Source organism: Acidovorax sp. GW835-FHT14G06, from assembly GCF_058793595.1.
Genome location: NZ_JBXAGA010000008.1, coordinates 18025 through 40857, shown reverse-complemented (window position 1 = coordinate 40857; position 22833 = coordinate 18025). Strand labels below are relative to the sequence as shown.

At 67.7% G+C, this 22833-nt stretch carries 19 protein-coding genes; 10 read left to right on the top strand and 9 right to left on the bottom strand.

Translation table 11 applies throughout. The annotated features are described in order from the left end of the window. The first annotated feature begins 64 nt into the window (after positions 1–64). The gene (locus tag AC1Q64_RS15320) at positions 65–778 is read left to right on the top strand and encodes a Bax inhibitor-1/YccA family protein (RefSeq protein ID WP_492251927.1); all 714 of its coding nucleotides are present in this window, start codon (positions 65–67) and stop codon (positions 776–778) included. Positions 779–917: 139 nt separating this feature from the next. Here AC1Q64_RS15320 and mnmA read toward each other — a convergent pair whose 3' ends face one another. Both mnmA and AC1Q64_RS15310 read right to left on the bottom strand, forming a co-directional pair. Next, a complete protein-coding gene (gene mnmA / locus AC1Q64_RS15315; RefSeq protein WP_291434378.1) occupies positions 918–2087 on the bottom strand; it encodes a tRNA 2-thiouridine(34) synthase MnmA in 1170 nt (389 codons plus the stop codon). Further along, positions 2084–3025: a LysR family transcriptional regulator gene (locus AC1Q64_RS15310; protein ID WP_108499773.1), complete on the bottom strand. Its 942-nt coding sequence runs from the start codon at positions 3023–3025 to the stop codon at positions 2084–2086. The genes mnmA and AC1Q64_RS15310 overlap by 4 nt, the downstream gene beginning before the upstream one ends. Before the next feature lie 189 nt (positions 3026–3214). On the opposite strand from AC1Q64_RS15310, the gene AC1Q64_RS15305 reads away from it, so the two are divergent. The 8 genes from AC1Q64_RS15305 to AC1Q64_RS15270 all read left to right on the top strand — a co-directional run bounded on the left by AC1Q64_RS15305 (position 3215) and on the right by AC1Q64_RS15270 (position 12631). Further along, positions 3215–4306 (top strand): 4-oxalomesaconate tautomerase, encoded by a 1092-nt coding sequence (locus AC1Q64_RS15305; RefSeq protein WP_492251926.1) that lies wholly within the window; start codon positions 3215–3217, stop codon positions 4304–4306. Between the two features lie 69 nt (positions 4307–4375). Further along, a complete protein-coding gene (locus AC1Q64_RS15300) occupies positions 4376–5374 on the top strand; it encodes a Bug family tripartite tricarboxylate transporter substrate binding protein (protein WP_291434373.1) in 999 nt (332 codons plus the stop codon). A gap of 84 nt (positions 5375–5458) precedes the next feature. Continuing rightward, a complete protein-coding gene (locus AC1Q64_RS15295; protein ID WP_492251925.1) occupies positions 5459–6523 on the top strand; it encodes a porin in 1065 nt (354 codons plus the stop codon). A gap of 57 nt (positions 6524–6580) precedes the next feature. After that, entirely contained in the window at positions 6581–7528 is a 948-nt protein-coding gene (locus tag AC1Q64_RS15290; protein WP_492251924.1) for a LysR family transcriptional regulator, read from the top strand. A gap of 120 nt (positions 7529–7648) precedes the next feature. Continuing rightward, positions 7649–9139 (top strand): FAD-dependent tricarballylate dehydrogenase TcuA, encoded by a 1491-nt coding sequence (gene tcuA, locus AC1Q64_RS15285; protein WP_492251923.1) that lies wholly within the window; start codon positions 7649–7651, stop codon positions 9137–9139. Beyond that, a complete protein-coding gene (gene tcuB / locus AC1Q64_RS15280) occupies positions 9126–10307 on the top strand; it encodes a tricarballylate utilization 4Fe-4S protein TcuB (protein WP_492251922.1) in 1182 nt (393 codons plus the stop codon). Before tcuA ends, tcuB begins: the two co-directional genes overlap by 14 nt. Positions 10308–10347: 40 nt before the next feature. Then, on the top strand, positions 10348–11328 hold the full coding sequence (locus AC1Q64_RS15275; RefSeq protein ID WP_488839466.1) for a Bug family tripartite tricarboxylate transporter substrate binding protein: 981 nt from the start codon (positions 10348–10350) through the stop codon (positions 11326–11328). Between the two features lie 166 nt (positions 11329–11494). Continuing rightward, positions 11495–12631 (top strand): DUF3089 domain-containing protein, encoded by a 1137-nt coding sequence (locus AC1Q64_RS15270; RefSeq protein ID WP_492251921.1) that lies wholly within the window; start codon positions 11495–11497, stop codon positions 12629–12631. A 47-nt stretch (positions 12632–12678) separates the two neighbouring features. Here AC1Q64_RS15270 and AC1Q64_RS15265 read toward each other — a convergent pair whose 3' ends face one another. The 4 genes from AC1Q64_RS15265 to AC1Q64_RS15250 form a co-directional block, all read right to left on the bottom strand. Next, on the bottom strand, positions 12679–13176 hold the full coding sequence (locus tag AC1Q64_RS15265; protein WP_056743200.1) for an NUDIX hydrolase: 498 nt from the start codon (positions 13174–13176) through the stop codon (positions 12679–12681). 44 nt (positions 13177–13220) lie between these two features. Beyond that, complete coding sequence (locus AC1Q64_RS15260) at positions 13221–13721, bottom strand: GNAT family N-acetyltransferase (protein ID WP_492251920.1); 501 nt, start codon at positions 13719–13721, stop codon at positions 13221–13223. A 17-nt stretch (positions 13722–13738) separates the two neighbouring features. Next, a complete protein-coding gene (locus AC1Q64_RS15255; RefSeq protein WP_492251919.1) occupies positions 13739–14443 on the bottom strand; it encodes a riboflavin synthase subunit alpha in 705 nt (234 codons plus the stop codon). Between the two features lie 77 nt (positions 14444–14520). Then, complete coding sequence (locus tag AC1Q64_RS15250) at positions 14521–15876, bottom strand: esterase-like activity of phytase family protein (RefSeq protein ID WP_492251918.1); 1356 nt, start codon at positions 15874–15876, stop codon at positions 14521–14523. Between the two features lie 182 nt (positions 15877–16058). Here AC1Q64_RS15250 and AC1Q64_RS15245 point away from each other — a divergent pair, with 182 nt between their 5' ends. Beyond that, on the top strand, positions 16059–16310 hold the full coding sequence (locus AC1Q64_RS15245; protein WP_056742705.1) for a hypothetical protein: 252 nt from the start codon (positions 16059–16061) through the stop codon (positions 16308–16310). A gap of 20 nt (positions 16311–16330) precedes the next feature. On the opposite strand, the gene AC1Q64_RS15240 is transcribed toward AC1Q64_RS15245, so the two are convergent. The 3 genes from AC1Q64_RS15240 to AC1Q64_RS15230 are packed head-to-tail and all read right to left on the bottom strand — an operon-like array spanning position 16331 to position 22802. Then, positions 16331–18049, bottom strand: coding sequence for an NAD(P)-binding protein (locus AC1Q64_RS15240; RefSeq protein ID WP_492251917.1), 1719 nt, complete (start codon positions 18047–18049; stop codon positions 16331–16333). 11 nt (positions 18050–18060) lie between these two features. After that, positions 18061–19053: a response regulator gene (locus AC1Q64_RS15235; protein ID WP_492251916.1), complete on the bottom strand. Its 993-nt coding sequence runs from the start codon at positions 19051–19053 to the stop codon at positions 18061–18063. Continuing rightward, on the bottom strand, positions 19050–22802 hold the full coding sequence (locus AC1Q64_RS15230) for a PAS domain S-box protein (RefSeq protein WP_492251915.1): 3753 nt from the start codon (positions 22800–22802) through the stop codon (positions 19050–19052). Before AC1Q64_RS15230 ends, AC1Q64_RS15235 begins: the two co-directional genes overlap by 4 nt. Positions 22803–22833 lie beyond the last annotated feature (31 nt).

The window sequence follows — 22833 nt, the reverse complement described above, 5'->3', positions numbered from 1 at the left end:
CCATAAAAAGAGAGAGGGAGGGAGGAGCAGCGCCCGGGGCGCGCTCACTACGGAGGACCACACCATGAACCCCAACGCACTTTCGCCACAAACCCCTGCGGGCGCTCCGATGGAGCGGCGCGATTTCATCGTCTCCACCTACAAGCACCTGGGCGTGGCCATTCTGGCCTTTGTCGTGCTGTCGGCGGTGCTGATGGTGAGCGGACTTTCCACCGCCGCGGCCAAGATGCTCATGGCCAGCGGCAACAAGTTCCTCTGGCTGGGGGTCATGGGCGCCTTCATGCTGGTGGGCTGGCTCGCGTCGCACCTGGCAGACAACTCCGACAACCCCCAGACGCAGCTGATGGGCCTGGGGCTCTACGTGCTGGCGGAAGGGCTGATCTTTGCCCCCATGTTCGGCATTGCCCAGCTGCTGGTGCCCGGCGCCATTGGCGCTGCCGCCTTCATCACGCTGCTGCTGGTGGCGGCGCTCACCTGGACGGCGTTCAGCAGCAAGACCGATTTTTCGTTCCTGGGCGGCATCCTGAAGGTGGCGGGCCTGGTGGCACTGGGCACCATCATCGCGGGCGCCATCTTCGGCTTCAAGCTGGGCATCTGGTTCTCAGGGCTCATGGTGCTGTTTGCGGGCGCCTGTGTGCTGTACGACACCTCGCGCATCATCCACGACTACCCCGCTGACCGCCCCGCTGGTGCGGCGCTGCACCTGTTTGCGTCGATTGCGCTCATGCTCTGGTATGTGCTGCGCATCCTGATCAGCCTGGCCACGAACGACGACTGACACGCCGAGGCACTCCCCGACACCAAAAAGCCGGAGCGACCACCGCTCCGGCTTTTTTGCATTTTCAGGAGGAATCTGAAAAGAAATCAGGCGCTAGCGCTTGATTTGAATACCCTGATAGCTATCAATTTTCTAGCAATCAACGTGCAGCGGCCGTCTGAACGGCTGGCGCACCGCTGGTTTGCTGCGGCAACCCTTCCACCGCTGCAATCACGCCGCCCCCCAGGCACACCTCACCGTCGTACAGCACCGCACTCTGCCCAGGCGTCACGGCCCATTGGGCCTCTGGGAACTGCAGCGCAAAGCCATCAGGCACGGCCTCCAGCGCGCAAGCGGCGTCCTGCTGGCGGTAGCGTGTCTTGGCAGCGTACGCGCCGGGCGCAGGTGCATGGCCAGCGCACCAGCTCACGTCCTGCGCCTGCAGGCGATGCGACAGCAGCCAAGGGTGATCGTGCCCCTGCACCACCCGCAGCGTGTTCTTTTCCAGGTCCTTGCGGGCCACGAACCAGGGCTCGTGCGCGCCGCCACCGCGCTGGGCGCCTTTTTCCTTCACGCCCCCAATGCCCAGGCCCTGGCGCTGGCCCAGCGTGTAGAAACTCAGGCCCACATGCTGGCCCAGCTTGCGTCCCCGGTCGTCCAGAATGGGCCCGGGCGCATGGCTGATGTAGCGGTTGAGAAACTCGCGGAACGGCCGCTCACCGATGAAGCAGATGCCGGTGGAATCCTTCTTCTTGGCATTGGGCAGGCCGATCTCCTCGGCAATGCGGCGCACCTCGGTCTTGTGCAACTCGCCCACGGGGAACAGGGTCTTGGACAGCTGCGCCTGGTTCAGGCGGTGCAGAAAGTAGCTCTGGTCCTTGCTCGGGTCCAGGCCCTTGAGCAGTTCGTGCAGGCCCGTGGCCAGGTTGTGCCGCACGCGGGCATAGTGGCCGGTGGCGATCTTTTCGGCACCCAGGCGCATCGCGTGGTCCAGGAAGGCCTTGAACTTGATCTCGGCGTTGCACAGCACATCGGGGTTGGGAGTGCGGCCGGCCTGGTACTCGCGCAGGAACTCGGCAAACACCCGGTCCTTGTAGTCGGCCGCGAAGTTCACATGCTCGATCTCGATGCCGATCACATCGGCCACAGCGGCTGCATCCACGAAGTCGATGTTGGACGAGCAGTACTCGCTGTCGTCATCGTCTTCCCAGTTTTTCATGAAGATGCCGACCACCTCATGGCCCTGCTTTTTGAGCAGGTAGGCGGTCACGGCCGAGTCCACGCCGCCGGAAAGGCCGACGACAACGCGCTGTTTGGTAGGGGAAGTCATTGCCCCGATTGTATTTTTGATGCCGCCGGAGCACTGCGCGGGCGCGCAGAACGCGTAGCCACCAGCAGGTCATACAGCTGCTGCGCGGCAGGCGACAGGGTTTTGCCTCGGCGCTTGATCAGCCCCATCTGCCGCGTGACGATGGGCTCCACCAGCGGAATGCTGACCAGCGTGGGGTGGTCCTTGCCCGGCATGGCCAGGCTGGGCACGGCCGCCACGCCCAGGCCCGCCTCCACCAGGCCGAGCAGCGTGGTCACATGCTTGGCCTCGTACAGGCACTGGGGGCGGTCGGGCACATTGGCCAGCGCCAGGTCCATGAGCAGGCGGTTGCCCGAGGTCTTGCCCACCGACATGAAGTCGTGCTGGCCCAGCTCGGCCCAGGTCACCTTCTTGCGGCGCGCCAGCACATGGTCGCGCCGGCAGGCGGCCACAAAACGCTCGGCCAGCACGGGTTTGAACTCGATCTCGGCCTCCTGGCTGCCGATGAAGTTCAGGCCGAAGTCCGCATCGCCCTGCGCCACGGCCACCAGCACCTCGTTGGCGCTGGCGTCGTGCACCTTGACGCGGATTTTCGGGAACCGCTCGTGGTAACGCTTGACCACCTGCGGCAGAAAGTAATACACGGCCGATGGCACGCAGGCAATCGTGACCTCGCCCATGCGGCGTGCGGCCACGTCGCCCAGGCCCATGAGCATGCCGTCCAGATCGTCCAGCCACACGCGGGTCTTGCGTGCAAAGTCGCGGCCCACGGCCGTGAGCGTGACGCGGCGCGTGGTGCGGTCAAGCAGGCGCACACCCAGCGCTTCTTCCAGCTTGTCGATGCGACGGCTGAACGCCGGCTGCGACAGGTGGATGGCCTCGGCAGCGGCACGAAAGCTCTGCAGCTCGGCCACGGCAGCAAAGGCCTGGATGTCGGCAAGGTCGAACTTGTTGTTCATCGGGCGTCCTCAATGTGCGATTCGGGGTGTTTGCAGCGTTGCAAGCCGTGCATCAAACGATCAGAACATTGCAATTCACGGCCGTGATTGGAGCATGTACAAGCCACTACAGCCTATTGCACAGCATGCATCAATCGTTGCCAACAATGCAATTCACAGATCATCGTGGGCGTCGCACCATGCCGACCCATGAGCACCAACATTCCTTGCGTTCTGATGCGTGGCGGCACTTCCCGGGGGCCGTTCTTCCTGGCCGACTGGCTGCCGCGCGACCCCGAAGCCCGCGACCGCACGCTGATTGCAGCCCTGGGATCGCCCCATGAGCTGCAGATCGACGGCCTGGGCGGAGGCAACTCGCTGACCAGCAAGGTCGCCATCGTCTCGCGCTCCACGCAGCCCGACTGCGATGTGGACTACCTGTTTGCCCAGGTCAGCGTGCAGGAGGCCCGCGTGGACACACGCCCCAACTGCGGCAATATGCTGGCCGGTGTGGGGCCCTTTGCCATCGAGCAGGGGCTGGTCCCCGCAGACCGCGAAGGCCAGACCACCACCGTGCGGGTCTACAACGTCAACACCCACTCCCGCATCGACGTGCAGGTGTGCACGGCGGGCGGCCAGGTGCACTACGACGGCGATGTGCGCATCGACGGCGTGCAGGGCACGGCAGCCCCCGTGCTGATGAACTTCCTGGACGCCTGGGGCGCCGTCACCGGGCAGATCTTTCCCACCGGCCAGCGCATCGACACCATTCAGGGCCTGCAGGTCACCTGCATCGACGCGGCGCAGGTGATGGTGCTATTGCGCGCCGCCGACCTGGGCCTGCGCGGCGACGAGACACCTGCCGAGCTGGACGCCAGCACCGCCTTGCTCACCCGCATCGAGGCCCTGCGCCTCGAAGCAGGCCAGCGCATGGGCATGGGCGATGTGACACACAGCGTGCTGCCCAAGCCGGTGATCGTGTCACCGGGTGCGCAACCGGGCAGCGTGGTGTCGCGCTACTTCACCCCCCACCAGTGCCACCGCTCGCATGCCGTCACGGGCGCGATTGGCGTGGCTGCGGCCTCGGTACTGCCGGGCACCGTGGCCACCGACGACCGGCATGCACCCGCCGCCGGGCTGCGCCGCGTGGAAGTGCAGCACCCGGCAGGCCGCATCCAGGTGGAGGTGGAACTCAGCGAGGTGGATGGCCAGTTCAAGCTGATGCAGGCCGCGCTGGTACGCACCGCCCGAAAGATCCTGGAAGGCACGCTGTTCGTTCCCGAAACCGCCCCCACGCACTGAGCGCTCTTCAGGGCGCCGCTTGCGCAGCGCCCTTCCAACGATTTCAACCATTACGACAGGAGACAAACCATGACCCGTTCCATTCACTCCACCACGCGCCGTACGGCGCTGGCCACGGCTGCGCTAGCGCTCGCGTCCAGCGCCTTCTGGGCCGCCGGCACCGCCCACGCCGCCTACCCCGACAAACCCATCACCCTGGTCGTACCCACCGCCGCGGGTGGCGGCAACGACGGCATGGCACGCGTGGTGGCGATCAAGCTCTCCACCCTGCTGGGCCAGCAGGTCATTGTGGAAAACAAGGCCGGGGCCAATGGCGCCATTGCGGCCGAATACGTGGCCCGTGCGGCACCCGACGGGCACACCATTTTGTTCGGCTACATCGGCACCCACGGCATGAGCCCCGCGCTGCAGAAGCTGCGCTACGACCCCATCACGCAGTTCGAGCCCATAGGCATGGTGAGCTACTCGCCCACGCTGATGGTGGTGAACCCCAAGGTGCCGGCCAAGACGGTGAGCGAACTGGTGGCGCTGAGCAAGGCCAAACCCCACGACTTCAACTACGCATCGGCCGGCAACGGCACGGCCCCACACTTCTCGGCGGAAATCTTCAAGCTCGAAAGTGGCGCCCAGATGGCCCATGTGCCCTACCGGGGCGCAGCCCCCGCCATGAACGACACCATGGCCGGGCAGACGCAGGTGATGTTCCCCAGCCTGTTCTCGGCCTACCCCCACGTCAAGAGCGGCAAGCTGCGCGCCCTGGCGCTGGCCGGGCCCAAGCGCTCGTCGCTGCTGCCCGATGTGCCCACGCTGGAGGAGGCGGGTATCAAGGGTGTGGAGATCACCCAGTGGTACGCCCTGTTCGCACCCGGCAAGACGCCCCGCCCGGTGATCGACCTGCTCAACAAGACCCTCAACACCGCACTGGCCGACAAGGACGTGGTGCGCCGCATCGAGGAGCAAGGCGCGGTGGTGGACACCAGCACGCCCGAGCAACTGGCTCTGACGGTGAAGCAGGAACTCGCCAAGTGGAAGGGTGTGGTGGTCAAGGCCCAGCTCACACCCGATTGAGCCCCTGCGAAGACGGCTCGGGGAGGCAGACGGGCGCCACCGCCCCTGCGCGGCACGCCCACATTTCAACAAGAGGAGACACAGATGAGAACAAGGATGGCAGCGGCCTGCGCTGCATTGATCGGCCACGGCGCGATGGCACAAGGCACTGATGTGACGCTGTACGGCGTGGTGGACCTGGGCCTGCGCAACGGCAGCGGCCTCACCGCATCCAACGCGCCCACGGCCGGCTCCAGCCGCAGCCTGGGCAGTGGCATCCACACCACCAGCCGCTGGGGCCTGCGGGGCAGTGAAGACCTGGGCGGCGGCGCCAAGGCGCTGTTCAACCTGGAGAGCGGCCTCAACGCCGACACGGGTGCACCAGCCAACGCCACCAAATACTTCGACCGCGCATCCTGGGTGGGCCTGCAGGGCGGCTGGGGCACGCTGGCTCTGGGCCGCCAGACCACAACGCTGGCCGACGCCATCTCGCCCGTGGACCCGCTGGCCATGCGCTTTGCCAGCTTCAACCCCAACATCGGCGTGACGGCGCTGAGCCAGCATGGCCTGGGCATCGAATACGGCAGCGCAGGCGCCAACTCGGGCTCGTACCGGCTGGACAATTCGCTCAAGTACACGGGCCGCTTCGGCGGCTTCACGGCACGCGCCATGTGGGGCATTGGCGAAGTCGCATCGCAGGCCTCGGCACTGTCATCACGCGGCGTGGGCCTGGCCTGGGCTGCGGATGGCTTCGTGGTATCCGGCGCCTACCAGAGCTTCAACGACACCAACAAGCGCTCACTGGACGGCACCACGCTGGGCGCCGCCTACCAGTGGGGCAGTGTGCGCCTGGCCGCCAATGCAGGCCGCAACAAGGCCGAGACCGCCGCCAACCGCTTCACCGTGCAGCGCGTGCTGTCAGCCGGCGGCACCTGGGCGGCCACCCCGTGGGTGGACCTCACAGCGGCCTACTACAAGGTGGACCGCTCACGCACCGGCGCGGCCGACGACGGCTACGGCCGCCTGGTGGCGTTTGCCGAGTACAAGCTATCGCGCCGCACCAAGGTGTATGCCGAGCTGGACAACACCCGCTGGCGCGACGGCTTCCAGGGTGCAGCCAACAAAGCGACCGCCACAGGCATTTCCGCAGGCGTTGTGCATACCTTCTGACGCGAACCACCGGGCGCAATCGCACCGGTACTGGTGGGACTGTGCGACCATCGCCCCATGGAGTTGCGTCAGCTTCGTTACTTTGTCCGCGTGGTCGAGCTTGGCTCCATGGGCCGGGCCGCGCTCGACTTGGAGATGGTTCAGTCCGCCCTGAGCCAGCAGATCAGCCGGCTGGAAGGCGAGCTGAGCACCCGGTTGCTGCAGCGCACCAGCAAGGGCACCGTGCCCACCGAGGCCGGGCTGGCCTTTTTCCGCGAGGCGCAACTCACCCTGCGCCATGCCGACCAGGCAGCGCGCGTGGCGCGGCAAGCCCGTCTTTCGGGCACCGTGACCGTTGGCCTGGCGCCCACCACCGCATCGGTTCTGGGCTTACCGCTGATGCGGGCGATGCGCGAACGCTACCCGGATGTGCGGCTGCACATGGTCGAAAGCCTGTCGGGCCACCTCTCCAACATGCTCAACGCCCGCCAGCTGGATCTGGCCGTGCTGTTCGACACCCAGCCCGCCCGCCGCTGGAGCGTGCTGCCGCTGCTGGAGGAGCGCCTGTTCCTCATCCGCAGCGCCCATCGCAGCACCAGCAGCTTGCCTGCGCGGCTACCCCGGCGCCTGCACCTGGCCAAGCTGAAGGACGAGCCGCTGATTCTGCCCACGGGCCCCCACGGACTGCGTAGCCGCATCGATGCCGCCTTTGCCACGGCCAAGGTGGCACCTCACGTGGCGATGGAGATCGATTCGCTGGCCATGCTGATGGACGCCGTGAACGAGGGTCTGGGCAGCACCTTGCAACCTTGGGCGGCCGTGGGGCGCTATCCCGACGCCGCTACGCGCTTTGGCCTCGCCGAACTGGCTGACGCGCCCGCAAGCCGGCCTGCCGCACTGTGCAGCCTGTCCGACGACGAGCTTTCACCTGCCGCGCTGGCCACACGCGTGGTTCTGGCGGATTGCACACGCACTTTGGTGCAGTCGGGCGCGTGGACAGGCGCCACGCTCGCGCGCCCCCTGTAGTACCCGTTCAACACGGCGCCAAGCCATCACGATCCGTGATGGCCCCTTGCGCATTCGGGCCTGCCCACGCCGGGGCGAAATTCCTACAGTGGTGTCCAAACCCATGAACGAAAGCTCCCGGTGCCCCTCCATCCCACTCCATCGGTCCACGCGCCGCCCAGCATTGATGTGCTCGTCATCGGCGGCGGCAACGCCGCCCTGTGCGCGGCCCTGATGGCGCGCGAGGCAGGCGCCAGCGTGCTGCTGCTCGAATCCGCCCCGCGCGCCTGGCGCGGCGGCAACTCGGCCCACACGCGCAACCTGCGCTGCATGCACGATGCGCCGCAGGACGTGCTGGTCGATGCCTACCCCGAGGAAGAATTCTGGCAGGACCTGCTCAAGGTGACGGGCGGCCTCACCAACGAACACCTGGCGCGCCTGGTGATCCGCGCGTCGAGCACCTGCCGGCCCTGGATGCGCCGCCACGGCGTGCACTTCCAGCCCGCGCTGGCGGGCACGCTGCATGTTGCGCGCACCAACGCGTTCTTCATGGGCGGCGGCAAGGCGCTGGTCAATGCGTACTACCGCAGCGCGGAGCAGCTGGGCGTGCAGATCCGCTACGAAGCGCCCGTGGAGCGCATCGAGATGGAGGGCCCCCGCTTCGTCGCCGCCCACCTGGCCAACGGCGAGCGCATTGCCGCCGAGAGCTGCGTGCTGGCCGCAGGCGGCTTTGAATCGAACCGCGAATGGCTGCGCGAGGCCTGGGGCCAGAACGAGCGTGGCGAGTGGCCGGCCGACAACTTCCTGATCCGTGGCACGGCCTACAACAAGGGGGTGCTGCTCAAGCACCTGCTCGAAGACCACGGCGCCGACCGCATCGGCGACCCCACGCAGGCGCACATGGTGGCCATCGACGCGCGCGCGCCGCTGTACGACGGCGGCATCTGCACGCGCATCGACTGCGTGTCGCTGGGCGTGGTGGTCAACCGCAACGGCGAGCGTTTTTACGACGAGGGCGAGGACTTCTGGCCCAAGCGCTATGCCATCTGGGGCCGCCTGGTGGCGCAGCAGCCGGGGCAGATCGGCTACTCCATCATCGACAGCAAGGCCATTGGCCGCTTCATGCCGCCCGTGTTCCCGGGCGTGAAGGCAGACACCTTGCCCGAGCTGGCGCAAAAGCTCGGCCTGCCCGTGGACACCTTCATGCGCACGCTCGATACCTACAACGCCGCCTGCCGCGTGGGCCAGTTCGACCACACCACGCTGGACGACTGCCACACCGAAGGCGTCGCGCCCGCCAAAACGCACTGGGCGCGGCCCATCGACACCGGCCCGTTCTACGGCTACGCGCTCAAGCCTGGCGTCACCTTCACCTACCTCGGCCTGCACACCGACGACACGGCGGCCGTACGCTTTAACAACCAGCCCAGCCCCAACCTGTTTGTGGCCGGCGAAATGATGGCCGGCAACGTGCTGGGCAAGGGCTACACCGCCGGCGTGGGCATGAGCATTGGCACCGCGTTTGGCCGCATTGCGGGCACACAGGCGGCTTTGGCCTCCAAACGGCCGGTAGCGCTAGTCGAACCTGCTTCAAACGCTACAAAACAAGGAGCAAACCATGCAAACGCTTGAGGCCCTGACGCGCGACGCCCGGGCGCTGGCGAATGGCGGCATTGTGCTGTCAGCCCCCGAAACCGAGGTGGCGCGCCAGCTGCAGATCTGCAACGCCTGCCGCTATTGCGAAGGTTTTTGCGCCGTGTTCCCCGCCATGACGCGGCGGCTGGAATTTGGCAAGGCCGACATCCACTTCATCGCCAACCTGTGCCACAACTGCGGCGCCTGCCTGCACGCCTGCCAGTACGCGCCACCGCATGAGTTTGCGGTGAACATTCCGCAGGCCATGGCCCAGGTGCGCGGCCAGACCTATGCCGACTACGCCTGGCCGCCTGCGCTGGGCCAGCTGTACCAGCGCAACGGCTTGACCCTGGCCCTGGCGCTGGTGGCCGGGCTCACGCTGTTCCTGCTGCTGGCCGTGGTGCTGCATGGCCAGGGCATCGCCGCGCTGTGGCGGGCCCCTGTGGGCGGCTTCTACGGCATCTTCCCGCACAACCTGCTGGTGGGTCTGTTTGCGCCCGTGTTCCTGTTCGCCGTGCTGGCGCTGGGCCTGGGCGTGCGCCGCTTCTGGCGCGACGTGACGCCCGCCACCAGCGGCGCGCCGCTGAGCGCGCCCGCCACGGCCGAGGCCACCGATGCCGTGCTGCGCCTCAAGTACCTGGACGGCGGCCATGGCGATGGCTGCCACAACGAGGACGATGCCTACACCTTGTCGCGCAGGCGCATGCACCACCTCACGTTCTACGGCTTCATGCTGTGTTTTGCGGCCACCAGCGTGGCGACGCTGTACCACTACCTGCTGGCCTTGCCTGCACCGTACGACCTGCCCAGTCTGCCCAAGCTGCTGGGCGGGCTGGGCGGCATCAGCCTGGCGATTGGCACGGCCGGCCTCTGGCGGCTGAACCTGCGCCGCCACCCGCAACACGGCGATGCCGCGCAAAAGCCCATGGACCGCGCCTTCATCGCCCTGCTGTTCCTCACCGCCACCAGCGGCCTGGCCTTGTGGGCCGCGCGTGGCACCGCAGGCCTGCCGCTGCTGCTGTGCCTGCACCTGGGCGCGGTGATGGCGCTGTTCGCCACCATGCCCTACGGCAAGTTTGCGCACGGCATCTTCCGCACCGCCTCGCTGCTGCGCCATGCGGTGGAGAAGCGACAGCCCAACCCCATCGGTTTAGGCGCGGACTGACCCCACGATCACCACAGCATCCACGATGAAGGAGACCCCCATGAAAAAACGCACCCTCTTGATGAGCGCGCTGGCACTTGCCACCGCTGCCGCGACACTGTCCGGCGCAGCCCACGCGCAGGATTTCCCGCCCAAGAAACCCGTCACGCTGGTCGTGGGCTTTGCCGCAGGCGGCGCGGCCGATGCGGCGGCACGGCTCATCGCCAAGAAGCTGGGCGAGAACATCGGCCAGTCGGTGGTGGTGGACAACAAGGGTGGCGCAGGCGGCAACATCGCGCACCAGTTTGTGGCCAATGCGCCCGCCGATGGCTCGGTGCTGCTGCTCGGGTCGGTGGGACCGCTCACCATTGCCCCGCACCTGATGAAGGTGGCCTACGACCCCTTCAAGGATCTGGCCGCCGTGTCGGGCGGGGTGAACTTTCCGAACGTGCTGGTGGTGCACAAGGGCGCGGGCGTGAAGACGCTGGCCGAGTTTGTGCAGCTGTCCAAGAAGAAGCCCGGCAGCGTGGACTTTGCCTCCACCGGCGCGGGCTCGGCATCGCACCTGGCGGGTGAACTGTTCAACCAGCGCGCCGGCATCGACATGACGCATGTGCCCTACAAGGGCGGCGCCCCCGCGCTGCAGGACCTGCTGGGCGAGCGCGTGACCTCGTACTTTGCCGCGCCCCCCACTGCGCTGCCGCATGTGGAGACGGGCAAACTCATACCGCTGGCCACCACCGGCCTCACGCGTCCGGCCTACCTGCCCAACATCCCTACCGTGGCGGAGTCGGGCTATCCGGGCTTTGAGGCGCTCAACTGGTACGCCTTTGTGGCGCCGGGCAAAACGCCCGCACCGCTGCTGGACCGCTGGAACCAGGAGATCGTGAAGGTACTGAACGACCCGGGCGTGAAAGAGGCGCTGAACAAGCACGGCCTCACGCCGCAGCCCACCACACGCGCCGAGCTGACGGCCTTCATGAAGAAGGAATCGACCCAGTGGGCCACCATCATCAAGGAACGCAAGCTGACGGCGGACTGATGGGAGTGGGCGCAGGAGCTGCGGCAGCGGGGGCAGTGGCGCCCGCCCGCCATCCTCGTTTTCCCGGAGGCCGTCACACAGCCGACACCCGCCGCCGCGCCGGGTGCGCAACACTGTGGCAAACCTCCCAGGAGTCCTGTCGATGCATGCCCGCATTTCCTCCCTTTTGACCGTTTTGCTCGGTGCCTTTGCGGTCGCCCCCGCGCTGGCCCAGCCCGCTGCCGCCGCCGCCAACTACGACGCGCCGGATACCTGGCTGTGCCGCCCCGGCCGCGCCGACCTGTGCAGCACCGACCAGACGGTCACCACGCTAGCCGCCGACGGCCAACGCACGGTGCAGGTGATCAAGCCGCAGGCCGATGCGCCCATCGACTGCTTTTACGTGTACCCCACGATCTCGCAGGACCCCAACCCGCACAGCACGCTGCAACCTGGCCCGGGTGAGCAGCGGGCGGTGGCGCAGCAGTTTGCCCCCTTTGCCTCGGTGTGCCGACCGTTTGCACCCATGTACCGGCAGATCACGCTGGCGGGGCTGCGCGCGGCCATGTCGGGCAACACGGCGGGCGTGAACCCGGAGATGGCCATCGAGGACGTGCGTGCCGCGTGGCGGCACTATCTGGCCAATGACAACAAGGGCCGGGGCGTGGTGCTGGTGGGGCATTCCCAGGGCAGCCGCATGCTGCTGGAGTTGCTCAAGCGCGATGTGGACGGCCAGCCGGTGCAGCAGCGCCTGGTGTCGGCCCTGCTGATCGGCTTCAACGTGATGGTCCCTGCGGGTGCGGACACCGGAGGATCGCTGCCCACGCTGCCCCTGTGCCGTACCGGCGCGCAAACCGGGTGTGTGGTGACCTACGCCACGTTCCGCGAAACATCGCCGCCGCCCGCAAACTCCCGCTTTGGCCGCAGCAATGCGGCGGGCGCAGAGGTAGCCTGCACCGACCCGGTCCGCCTGAGCGGCCAGCCGCTGCGCAGCATGCTGGCCCGCGAGGCCAACCTGCTGGGGCAGCCCGTGTTGCGTGCGCAATGGGCCCAGGGTCTGGAGGGCGTGAGCACCCCGTTTGTGAGCCTGCCGGGCCTGATGCGTGCAAGCTGTGTGAAGGACGACCCCGCACACTACCTGGCGCTGGGCCTGGACAGCAATGGGCGTGGCAGCCTGCCCAGCGATGTGCCGGGCAATATTGTGGTCAATGACCGCACTCTGGACGACTGGGGCCTGCACCTGATCGACATGAACGTGGTGATGGGCAACCTGCTGGACCTGGTGCGCCAGCAGGGCGCTGCCTGGAAGGCCAAGGCGAACTAGCGCCTGTTCACACGGGTGCGGTGCGCCGCCCCGTGCGGCACCAAGGCTTATCGCGCGGTCACGCCGTCCGGCTCGGTCACCGAGATATCGGTGTGCACCAGCGTCAGCGGAAAGCGCTGGCCCGCCAGGTAGTCCTCCAGGCCGCGCAGCAGCAGCGGGCTGCGGTGGCGCTCGGGGCAGGCACGGATCTCGTCGGCCGTGAGCCACAGCGTGCGCACGATGCCAGTGTCGAGCGTGCGCCAGTCATGGTGCGTGCCCAGCGTGCCCGCAAACGCAAAACGCATGTAGGTGATGTCGTCCCCCGTGCGCGTCTTGGTGAAGCGGTTGAGGTACACGCCAATCAACGCTGTGGGCTCGAAGTCGTGGGCGGTTTCTTCCAGCACCTCGCGCGCGCAGGCCTGGATGGGCGACTCGCCCGGGTCCAGGTGGCCGGCAGGGTTGTTGAGCTTGAGGCCGTCGGTGGTTTCTTCCTCGACCAGCAGAAAGCGGCCGTCGCGCTCGATGAGGGCGGCCACGGTGACGTTGGGTTTCCAGCGGTGGGGCATGGCGGGCATTATGACGAGGGCGGGTGACACTGCGCCTACAAGGTCTACAGCGCTCGCGCCATGTACACCGCGCCTTCGCCGTAGCTGGCCAAGCGGGCCTGCTGGGTGGCGTCCTGCAAGGGGTACAGCGCATAGCCCTGCCGCTGCCAGTAGGCCTGCGAGCCCTGCACCGAGACCAGCCCACTGTGCCGCAGCCCTTCTGCGCGGGCCTGCGCCCACAGGGGCTGCAGCAACGCATGGGCCAGGCCTTGCCCCGCATGGGCAGGCAGCACGGCCATGTCGTGCAGGTACAGCGTGTCGGGCTGGGCAGTGGCTTCAAAGTCGCCATGCAGCGGGGTGACCTTGCCGCGCACGCTGCGGTAGGCCGCCAGGTAGGCACACACCGTGCCGCCCTGCTCCAGCACCAGCGAACAATTGGCGGGGCTGGCGAGGCGGCGGGCAAACACCTCGCCGCTCTCCACAAACCCTTCGCCATAACAGGCCAGTTGCACGGCCAGCAGGTCGGCCAGATCGCTCAGCGCCAGCGGGCGCACCACCACGGACATGGGGGAACTTCGCTGGGTCAGTGCGGCAGCACGGGGGCCTGCACAAAGTCGTCCAGCGACAGGCCCTTTTCTTTCAGCAGCGCCTCCAGCACGGGCTGCAGGCGGCCCAGGCTCTCCTGCACGGCCTCGCGCACGGTGTCCACCACCACCTGGGTGCTGCGCTCGATCTCGATATTCAGGCGGTCGCCCACCTTCTTGGCCTCAAACACCGTGGCGCGGCGGGTCTCGGGGATCATCCAGATCTCGAACCAGCCCTCTTGCCGGTTCACCTCGGCCACCGTGAGGCTGGCGCCGTGGATGGCGATGTAGCCCTTGGCGAAGATGTAGCGGCGAAACGCCTCGGGCACGGCCACGCGCCACACCAGGTTGTTGTCAAACTCGCGCCGCTCGATGAGCGTGCCGGTGAAGTCCACATGGCCCGACAGCGGATGGCCGCCAATCTCGGCGCCGTCCTTGGCCGCGCGCTCCACGTTCACGCGGTCGCCCTGGCCGTAGCTGCCCAGCGTGGTGATGTTCAGGCTCTGCAGCATCACATCGAAGTTGGCCTGCGTGGGCGACAGGATCTCGGTGACCGTGAGGCACACGCCATCGGTGGCCACGCTGGCGCCAATGGTCAGGTCCTGGCAGAAGCCCTCAGGGAAATCGAGCGTGAAGGTGCGCAGCCCTGCGCGGTCGTGGATGGCGGCAATGCCTGCCGTGGCTTGGACGATGCCTGTGAACATGGTGGCGCGGCTTGTGGAGCGTTGGAAGGGGAACCGGGAATTCTGCCACCCGGCCCCCACCACGCGCTGGCGCCGGGTTACTTGGCTTGCAGTAGCCCGCCCACCTCCAGCAGCACCAGCTCGTTGTCATCCGCCTTGTTGGGGTCGCGGCTGCTGCTGAACGGCAGGTTGTTGTCGTTGCCCACCACGATGTGCGTACTGTCCACGATGTCCACGTTCTCGATGGTGAAGAACGGGAAGGTGAGCACACCGCTGTTCAGCGGCTTGCGCGCCAGGCGCTTGGGGTCCTGGATGTTCATGAGGTCGATGTAGCCCACTTTGCGGATCTCGCCGCCCACGTTGGCGTCGCTCATCTCCACCTTGTAGACGCGCTTGAACTTGGCGAGGTCGTGGAAGCAGTCCGTGCGCTTGGTGCCTTCGGGGCAGGCCTTGTCGGCCGTGCCTTCGCCGTTGTCGCGCTCGATGATCAAACCGGTCGTGCCGTCGATCATGTTGAAGTCGCCAATCGCGTGGTGGTTGGCCTCCAGCACGTACTTCCAGTGGCGGCCGGTCCATTGCTCGGTTTTCACGTCAAATTCGAGCACACGCAGGTACTGCTTGCCGCCCACGTTTTCGTACGCCTTCGCGCTGTCGTTCCACAGCGCGCCTTCGAGCAGTGCATAGAGCTTGCTGCCGTCCTTGCTGGAGGCCATGCCTTCGTAGCCCTTGGAGCGCTTGACTTCAAACGGCGTGGGCTTGGCGTCGGGGGCACCGGGCATCAGCACACCGGGCGCATCGGGCGAGCGCACGACCTTGCCGTCCACCTGCGTCTCGAACACGGCCAGCACCTTTCCGTTCAGGTCGGCCTTGATGAGGAAGGGGCCAAACTCTTCGCCGATCCACAGTGCGCCACCGGCGAACTGGAAGCTCTCGGGGTCGAAGTCGGCGCCCGTCAGGTAGCGCTTGTCGGTGCCTTCGTGGGTGATCCGAAACGGCACCTTCTTGTCGGGGTCGTGCAGGAAAACAGTCTTGAGGCGGTTGAACTGGCCGCTCTTGAAGTCCACGGTGTAGTGGCTCAGGTGCAGCATGAAGTCGGGCGAGTTGGCCTTGGAGCCCGCGCCGTTGTCGGTCAGGATCCAGAACGAGCCGTCGGCCATGCGCTTGATGCCCGAGTGGCCCTGGAGGGGCTGGCCCTGGAAGGGCAGCGACACGCCTGTGTCGCGGCCGCCCGACTGGCCCATCACGCTGCCCACGGCGTCCACGCGGCGGGGGGTGGTGAACTTGCCAGCCACCTGCAGGTCTTGCGGCGCGTCCTTGGGCGCGGCAATCACGGTGAGGGCGGGCAGCACGGCGTGGCCGGCCAGGGTGGCCGGGTAGGCCTGCTGGGCGATGGCGGGGGTGGCAGCAGCGCACAGCAGCGCTGCGCAGGCGGCAATCAGGGACAGTCGGGACATGGTGGTCAAGGTGAAAAGAGCCAAAACCGTGAACGATGCCGCCGCCCTGTGACACCGCCATGAAAGGCCGTTCTCCAACGCCCCCCACCAGGCAACGCCGAATCGGGCACACACCAGGGACCTTTTTCCGCTGGCAGAAGTCACACCCACCTCACACCACCCGCACAGCCTGCGCCCCCGCCATGGAAACCCTCTCTGCATTGCAATCCCTCGGCCTGGAGCTGCCCAGCCCGGCCTACATCGTGGGCGCAATCCTGTTTGGCCTGATCGGCATGGCGGCGTACTGGCACGGCAAGCGTGCGCAGCAGCCGCGCACCCGCTGGTGGGGCGTGGCGTTGATGTTTTATCCCTACGTGGTCTCGGCCACCTGGCTGCTGTACGCCGTGGGCGTCGCGCTGTGCCTGGGGCTGTGGTGGGACGGGCAGCGCGGCTAGGGATCCTCCGCACCAAGGAATCAACCGGCGGCGGCCACCAGCCCTGCGCCGTGCCCGCGCGTGAAGGCTTCTTCAAACACCGAATACCCCGACCAGTCGGCATGCGCAAACGCCAGCCGTGCGGTGGTGGGCGTGGGCAGCCAGGCGGCACGCTCACCATTTGATAGCACCTTGGGCATGAAAGACTTGCGCTCCAGGCCGATTTGGCTCAAAAACTGCTGCAAACCCGGTGTGGGGATGGACATGGCGTGCCCGTAGCGGGTGATGTCCACGCGCGTGGCGCGCTGGCGCAGGTCGGGGTGGGGCACGGCGAGAGCGGCCAGGGCGGCTTCGGCCCAGTGCTGCCAGGGCTGGGTGGCCAGTTGCTGGCGGCCGTCCGCCCGGTCGCCCAGCGCCTGGTAGTAGGTGAGCACGGTGGGGCCGGCCAGCGTGGCGCGGGTGTCCAGGCGCTGGTGGCCGGCGTTCACATAGCCCAGGCCCCCCGCCGTGGGGTCGGCATACAGGACGTTGTCCCAGGCCGGCGCAGCGCCGGGGCGGTCGGTGAGAGGGCTGTGGATGTGGATGTTGGCCACCAGCCAGGGCGCCCACGACAGACGCTGGGCCGCCCCGGTGAGGAAGGCAGGCGGGTTCTGCACCACGCGCGCCGCCACGAAGACGGGCAGGGCCACGATGCAGCGTGGCGCCTGCCAGCGCTCCACGCTGTCGGTGGCGTGATTGAACGCATCCACCTCCACGCCGTGGCGGCCTTCGGTGATGCGCAGCACGCTGGTGCCGGTGCGCAGCTGGCCGCCGCCGTGGGACGTGTTGGCCAGCGGCTCGGCCAGACGCCGGGTGATCCAGCCATTGCCCTCGGGCCAGGTGAGCACGCTTTCGCGGGCTTCGTCCACAGCCTCGCCGGGCGCGTGAAAACCGTGGCGGCTGGCAAAGTAGTGGATGCCCGCCCAGGCCGAGACACGGTCGGCCCCGGCGCCGTAGTCGTCGCGGCAGCAGTAGTCCAGGTACCAGCGCAGGTGGGCATCGTCCAGCCCTTCCTGCGCCAGCCAGGCGGCAAACGTCATCGCGTCCAGCGCCTGCTGGCTGGGCGCCAGTGGGCGCTTGGCGGTCCACAGCTTGAGTGCGGGCATGGCAAACCGGGCGGCGCGGGCCTGCGCGTCCACGGCCTGGGCAAAGCGGCGGTACTGCGCCAGCGTGGCCTCGCCCACACCCTGCACGGGCAGCAGACCGTCCTGCCACTCGCCATCGAAGTACAGGCGCTCCTGCGGGCTGTGGCACAGGTGGCGTTCGTCGTACTGCCAGCGCCCGGACACGCGGCGGCGCAGGCCCAGTTCTTCGAGCAGGTCCTGCACCTCGCGCGCATCGTCGCCGGGCACGGGCAGGTAGTGCGCACCCTGCGGGCAGGCCATGCCCTTGACGGTAGTGCCCCGGCTGTTGCCGCCCGGGGTGTCTTCCAGCTCCAGCAGCGCAAAGTCCTGCACCCCCGCCAGGCGCAGCGCACGCGCCGCTGCCAGCCCGGCCACACCACCGCCGGCAATGATGACCTGCGCACGCCGCACGACGGCTGGCTCGGGCCAGGTGCCTGTGGCGAGCCAGTCACGCAGCTGATGGCCACGCGCCATGTCGATGCCGGTGAAGCCGCCCTCCAGCGGCGGCGTAGCGCGGTCGCACCCACCCAGGGCGGCTGCGGCCAGGGCGGCGGCGCCCGCCACAAACTGGCGGCGCTGCAGGGTCCATGCGGTCATGCGGTCACACCTCAATCGGCCCAGCGGGCGCGGATCTCCAGCAGCTGCGGCAGCAGCGGGGCAAACAGCGCCACCAGGGTCGGGTCAAAATGTTTGCCGGCCTGCGCTGCAATGTGGTCCAGCGCCTCCTGCACGGGCCAGGGCTCCTTGTAGGGGCGGCGGGTGGTGAGCGCATCGAACACGTCGGCCACCGCCACAATGCGTGCCGACAGCGGAATGGCCTCGCCCGCAAGGCCGCGCGGGTAGCCGCTGCCGTCCCACTTTTCGTGGTGGGCCAGCGCAATCTCGCGGGCCAGCTGCAGCACGCCCGACGGGTGCTCGCCAATGATCTCGGCCCCGATCTCGGGATGGCGGCGCATGGTGTCCCACTCCTGGGCGTCCAGTGGGCCGGGCTTGCGCAGCACGGCGTCGGGGATACCGATCTTGCCCACGTCGTGCATGGGCGCGGCGTTGAGCAGGTCTTCGGCCCAGGCCGGGCTGTGGCCTGCGGCCAGCGCCAGCAGCTGGGCAAAGTGGCTCATGCGGATGACGTGCATGCCGGTTTCGTTGTCCTTGTACTCGGCCGCGCGGCCCAGGCGCTGCACGATCTGCAGGCGGGTTTCGCGCAGCTCGTCCAAACGCACCAGCGACAGGTGGGTGCGCACCCGCGCGCGCACCACGGGCGGGCTGACGGGCTTGGTGATGTAGTCCACCGCGCCCGCGTCAAACCCGGCGGTTTCGTCCTGGCTGTCGGTGAGGGCGGTGATGAAGATCACCGGGATGGAGGCCGTGGCAGCATTGGCCTTGAGCGCGCGGCACACGGCATAGCCGTCCAGGTTCGGCATCATGATGTCGAGCAGCACCAGGTCGGGCCGCTGCTCGCGCGCCACCTGCAGAGCACGCTCACCGTCGGTGGCAAACAGCAGGCGATAGTCGGCCTGCAGGATGTGGCGCAGCACCTGCAGGTTGGTGGGCTCATCGTCCACCAGCAACAGGCGGGGCCGCTGGTCAGGGGCCGGGGTCATGCGGGGTTCTCCAGGGGTTCGTCCAGCCAGTGCATGCGCAGTTGCTGCAGCTGCACCACGGCCTGGTCAAAGTCAAAGCGGTCGATGGCCTCTTGCAGCCGCTCGGTGGCGTCTGCGGGCAGCAGCTGCACCAGCACGTCCAGTGGCGGCTGGGCCAGCTCGGACTGTGCCAGGGCCTGCTGCAGCGCCTGGGCGGCAGCCTGTCCCTGCTGGCGTTGGTCCTGGGTCAGAGGCGGGTGCTGGCCCACGCCGGGAGCAGGCGCGGCGGCGGCCTCGGCCTCGTGGGCCAGGGCCTGCTGCACGGCCTGCAACGCGGCAGGCAAGGCTGCCACCAGCGGCTGCAGTGCCGTGCGGTCCAGGCTGTGGGCGGCTTCCTCGATGCGCTGTGCCAGCGTTTGCAACGGGCCCAGCGCCAGGTTGCCCGCAGCACCGCGCAGGCGGTGGGCCAGCGCGCGGGCGGCATCCATGTCGGGCTGCGCCACCATGGCCTGCAAGGTGGCTGGGGTGGCGGCATGGTCAGCCAGCAGGCGCGCCACGGCGTCGCGCAGCAGCGCACGCTGGCCCCACAGGCGGGTGCCACGCTCCCAGTCCACCGCGGCGATAGTGGTGTGGGGGGCCGGGGGCCTGTCGGGGGAGCGCGTCAAGGTTTGCAGGCTGCTCCAGCCTGAAGTGGGGGCATCGGGCTGCAGGTGCAGCACGCGGGCGATCTCGCGGAACAGGCGGGCGGGCTCCAGCGGCTTGCTGGCAAAACCGTCCATGCCGGCAGCGCGTGCGTTGCGCCGGTCCTGCTCCAGCACACTGGCCGACAGAGCGATCACCGGCACCGGCTTGCGGCGCTGGGCCTGCTCGAACGCACGGATGCGGCGTGTGGCCTCCAGACCGTCCATGCCGGGCATCTGCAGGTCCATCAGCACCACATCAAAGCGCCCGCCTTCGTAGGCGGCGACAGCGCCCTCACCATCGCGCGCCACGGTGACCTGGTGGCGGCCCCGGTCCAGGTGGATCTGCAGCAGCTCGATGTTGGCCGGCACATCGTCCACCACCAGCATGCGCAGCGGTGGCAGCTGCACGGCCTGGCTGACGGTGGCCACCGCCGCCGTGGCCTGGCCCACAGGCAGCGGCACACACACCGTGAACGTGGTCCCCACGCCCAGCGTGCTGCGCACGCTGATGCTGCCGCCCATCAGCTCCACCAACTGGCGCGAGATGGTGGTGCCCAGGCCCGTGCCGCCAAACTGCCGGGTGGTGGAGGCGTCGGCCTGTGCGAAGGGGTCGAAGATGCGCTCCAGGTTCTGCGCGGCGATGCCGATGCCGGTGTCTTCCACCTCCATCACCAGCGTGCCGTCGTGGTAGTCCAGCCGCAGCAGCACGTGGCCGCGCTCGGTGAACTTGAGCGCGTTGCCCAGCAGGTTGAGCAGCACCTGCTGCAGGCGCAGCGCATCGCCCTGCAGATACGGCGGTACCCGTTCGTCTGTCACGCACTGCAGCGCGAGCCCCTTCTTGCCGGCGTGGATGCGCAGCGAGGCCAGGATCTGGTCGCACACCTCCTGCAGAGAGAAGTCGGCAATCTCCAGTTCCACTGCGCCTTTTTCCAGTTTGGCGGTGTCCAGGATGTCGTTGAGCAGGCGCAGCATGGAGCGCGCTGCATGCTGCACGGTGCCCAGGTGGCGACGCTGCTGCGCGTCCATGGGGGTGTCGAGCAGTGCCTCAGTGAAGCCGATGATGGCGTTCATGGGCGTGCGGATCTCGTGGCTCATGTTGGCCAGAAAGGTGCTGCGCGCCGCGGCGGCCTGCTCGGCGCGGTCCTTGGAGGCGCGCAGTTCTTGCTCCATGGTTCGGCGCTGGGTCAGGTCGGTCGCAAACTTCACGACCTTGAACGGCTGACCCATCGCGTCGAAGATGGGGTTGTAGGTGGCCTGGATCCAGATGCGCCGCCCGTCCTTGCCAAGGCGCAGGTACTCGCCGCCATCGAGCTGGCCGGAGCGCAGCTGCTCCCAGAACTGTGCATAGGCTTCGGTCTGCGCATAGGCCGGCTCGCAGAACATGCGGTGGTTCTGGCCTACGATCTCATCGAGCCGGTAGCCCATGAGTTCACGGAAGTTGGCATTGGCATTGAGCACGTGGCCCTGCATGTCGAACTCCACCACCGCGAGCGCGCGATTGATGGCGCGCACCGTGCTTTCGAACTCGGCATTGCGCTCGCGAAAGAAGGTCATGTCCATGATGACGCCGTCGATCCACTGCACCTGCCCGTCATCGCCGGCCACAGGGCGCCCGCTTTCCGAAACCCATCGCAGGCGCCCACTGCGATCCCGCAGGCCGAACTCGACGTGGTAAGGGCGGTGCTCCTGAATGGCGGTGGAGACTTCCGTCCAGAGGCGATCCACTTCTTCAGGCAGCGTAAGCTGGGTGAAGTTGACGCGACCTTCCAGAAAATCCTGTGGCAACCAGCCCGTGAGAGCGGTCACCGCATCGCTGATGAACAGCATGGTCCAGTCGGCATCGTAGCGGCAGCGGAAGGTGACGCCCGGAATGTTGGCCATGAGTGAGCGCAGCCGTTGCTCACTGGCCTGGAGCTCCTGCTCCATGGCGCGGCGCTGGGTCAGGTCGCTGATGAAGCCCACAAACACCGGCGCGCCGTCAAGCGGCACGCGCCCCACGGAAATGCGAATGGGCACCGTGCTGCCGTCGGGCCGCTGGGCCAGCACCTCGCGGCTGTTTGCTCCAACGACGCTGCCGCCCTGGCCTTGCAGGTAGCGCTGCAGGTAGGTGTCGTGGCGGGAGCGGTCGGGCTCGGGCATGAGCATGGACACGTTCTGGCCCACCACTTGTTCGGGACGCCAGCCCAGGATGCGCTCGGCCGCCGCGTTGAAGGACTGCACGCGTCCCTGCGCATCAATCATCACCATGCCGTCCACAGCCGTATCAGCAATGGCGCGCAGGCGGGACTCGCTCTGGCGCATCTGCAGGAACATCTGCCGGTAACGCAAGCCTGCGTTGATGGCGATCACTAGCAGCCCGATACCCGACGCCACTGCAGCGACGGCCAGCGCCAAGGGCGCGCCATCGGCCGCAGCCAGCAGTTCCAGCTCGTCGGGTGCGTCAATGAAACGCAAGGCCGCCATGCCGGTGTAGTGCATGCCCGCAATCGCCAGCCCCATGACGACACCCGCCACCGCATTGAGCCACCGGGCACGCCAGCGCACCACGCGCTCCAGCCCAAACCGCACCCACAGGGCCACGATGGCCAGCAATACGGCCACCAGCACCGAGGCGGCAAACCCCCAGGGGTCGTACCGCATGACAGGCGCCCACTGCGATGCCGCCATGCCAATGTAGTGCATGGCGCCAATGCCAGCGCCCACCAGCACCCCACCCACCACCAGGGCGGAGCGGCTGATCTCGCGGCGCATCAGCAAGCCCAGCGCCACCCACGACGCGCCCACGCTGGGCAGCAGGGACAGCACGGTGGTCCACGCATCAAACTGGCCACGCGAGCACACCGTGAAGGCCAGCATGCCGATAAAGTGCATGGACCAGATGCCGCCGCCCAGAGCCATTGCGCCCGACCCCCGGGCCATCTGGCGCATGAAGCGGGTGTCAGCACGCCGGGCCAGGCCCGCCATCTGCAGCGCCAGCACGGAGGCCAGCACCGCCATCCCCACCGACAGCGTCACCAGCCAGGGGTCGTGCTGCGCCCAAAGCAGCGGATAGGGCTGTGCGTCAGAAAGGAAAAAGAGGTCCAGCATCAGGGGCGCCCAGGGCGATCAGGTCATGGCA

Coding starts and splice junctions, on each gene's coding strand:
- AC1Q64_RS15230 (WP_492251915.1), bottom strand. CDS start 22,802: ATGCTGGACCTCTTTTTCCTTTCTGACGCACAGCCCTATCCGCTGCTT.
- AC1Q64_RS15245 (WP_056742705.1), top strand. CDS start 16,059: ATGGAAACCCTCTCTGCATTGCAATCCCTCGGCCTGGAGCTGCCCAGC.
- AC1Q64_RS15250 (WP_492251918.1), bottom strand. CDS start 15,876: ATGTCCCGACTGTCCCTGATTGCCGCCTGCGCAGCGCTGCTGTGCGCT.
- AC1Q64_RS15260 (WP_492251920.1), bottom strand. CDS start 13,721: ATGTCCGTGGTGGTGCGCCCGCTGGCGCTGAGCGATCTGGCCGACCTG.
- AC1Q64_RS15235 (WP_492251916.1), bottom strand. CDS start 19,053: ATGACCCCGGCCCCTGACCAGCGGCCCCGCCTGTTGCTGGTGGACGAT.
- mnmA (WP_291434378.1), bottom strand. CDS start 2,087: ATGACTTCCCCTACCAAACAGCGCGTTGTCGTCGGCCTTTCCGGCGGC.
- AC1Q64_RS15290 (WP_492251924.1), top strand. CDS start 6,581: ATGGAGTTGCGTCAGCTTCGTTACTTTGTCCGCGTGGTCGAGCTTGGC.
- AC1Q64_RS15300 (WP_291434373.1), top strand. CDS start 4,376: ATGACCCGTTCCATTCACTCCACCACGCGCCGTACGGCGCTGGCCACG.
- AC1Q64_RS15295 (WP_492251925.1), top strand. CDS start 5,459: ATGAGAACAAGGATGGCAGCGGCCTGCGCTGCATTGATCGGCCACGGC.
- AC1Q64_RS15240 (WP_492251917.1), bottom strand. CDS start 18,049: ATGACCGCATGGACCCTGCAGCGCCGCCAGTTTGTGGCGGGCGCCGCC.
- AC1Q64_RS15275 (WP_488839466.1), top strand. CDS start 10,348: ATGAAAAAACGCACCCTCTTGATGAGCGCGCTGGCACTTGCCACCGCT.
- AC1Q64_RS15305 (WP_492251926.1), top strand. CDS start 3,215: ATGAGCACCAACATTCCTTGCGTTCTGATGCGTGGCGGCACTTCCCGG.
- tcuB (WP_492251922.1), top strand. CDS start 9,126: ATGCAAACGCTTGAGGCCCTGACGCGCGACGCCCGGGCGCTGGCGAAT.
- AC1Q64_RS15265 (WP_056743200.1), bottom strand. CDS start 13,176: ATGCCCCACCGCTGGAAACCCAACGTCACCGTGGCCGCCCTCATCGAG.
- AC1Q64_RS15320 (WP_492251927.1), top strand. CDS start 65: ATGAACCCCAACGCACTTTCGCCACAAACCCCTGCGGGCGCTCCGATG.
- AC1Q64_RS15310 (WP_108499773.1), bottom strand. CDS start 3,025: ATGAACAACAAGTTCGACCTTGCCGACATCCAGGCCTTTGCTGCCGTG.
- AC1Q64_RS15255 (WP_492251919.1), bottom strand. CDS start 14,443: ATGTTCACAGGCATCGTCCAAGCCACGGCAGGCATTGCCGCCATCCAC.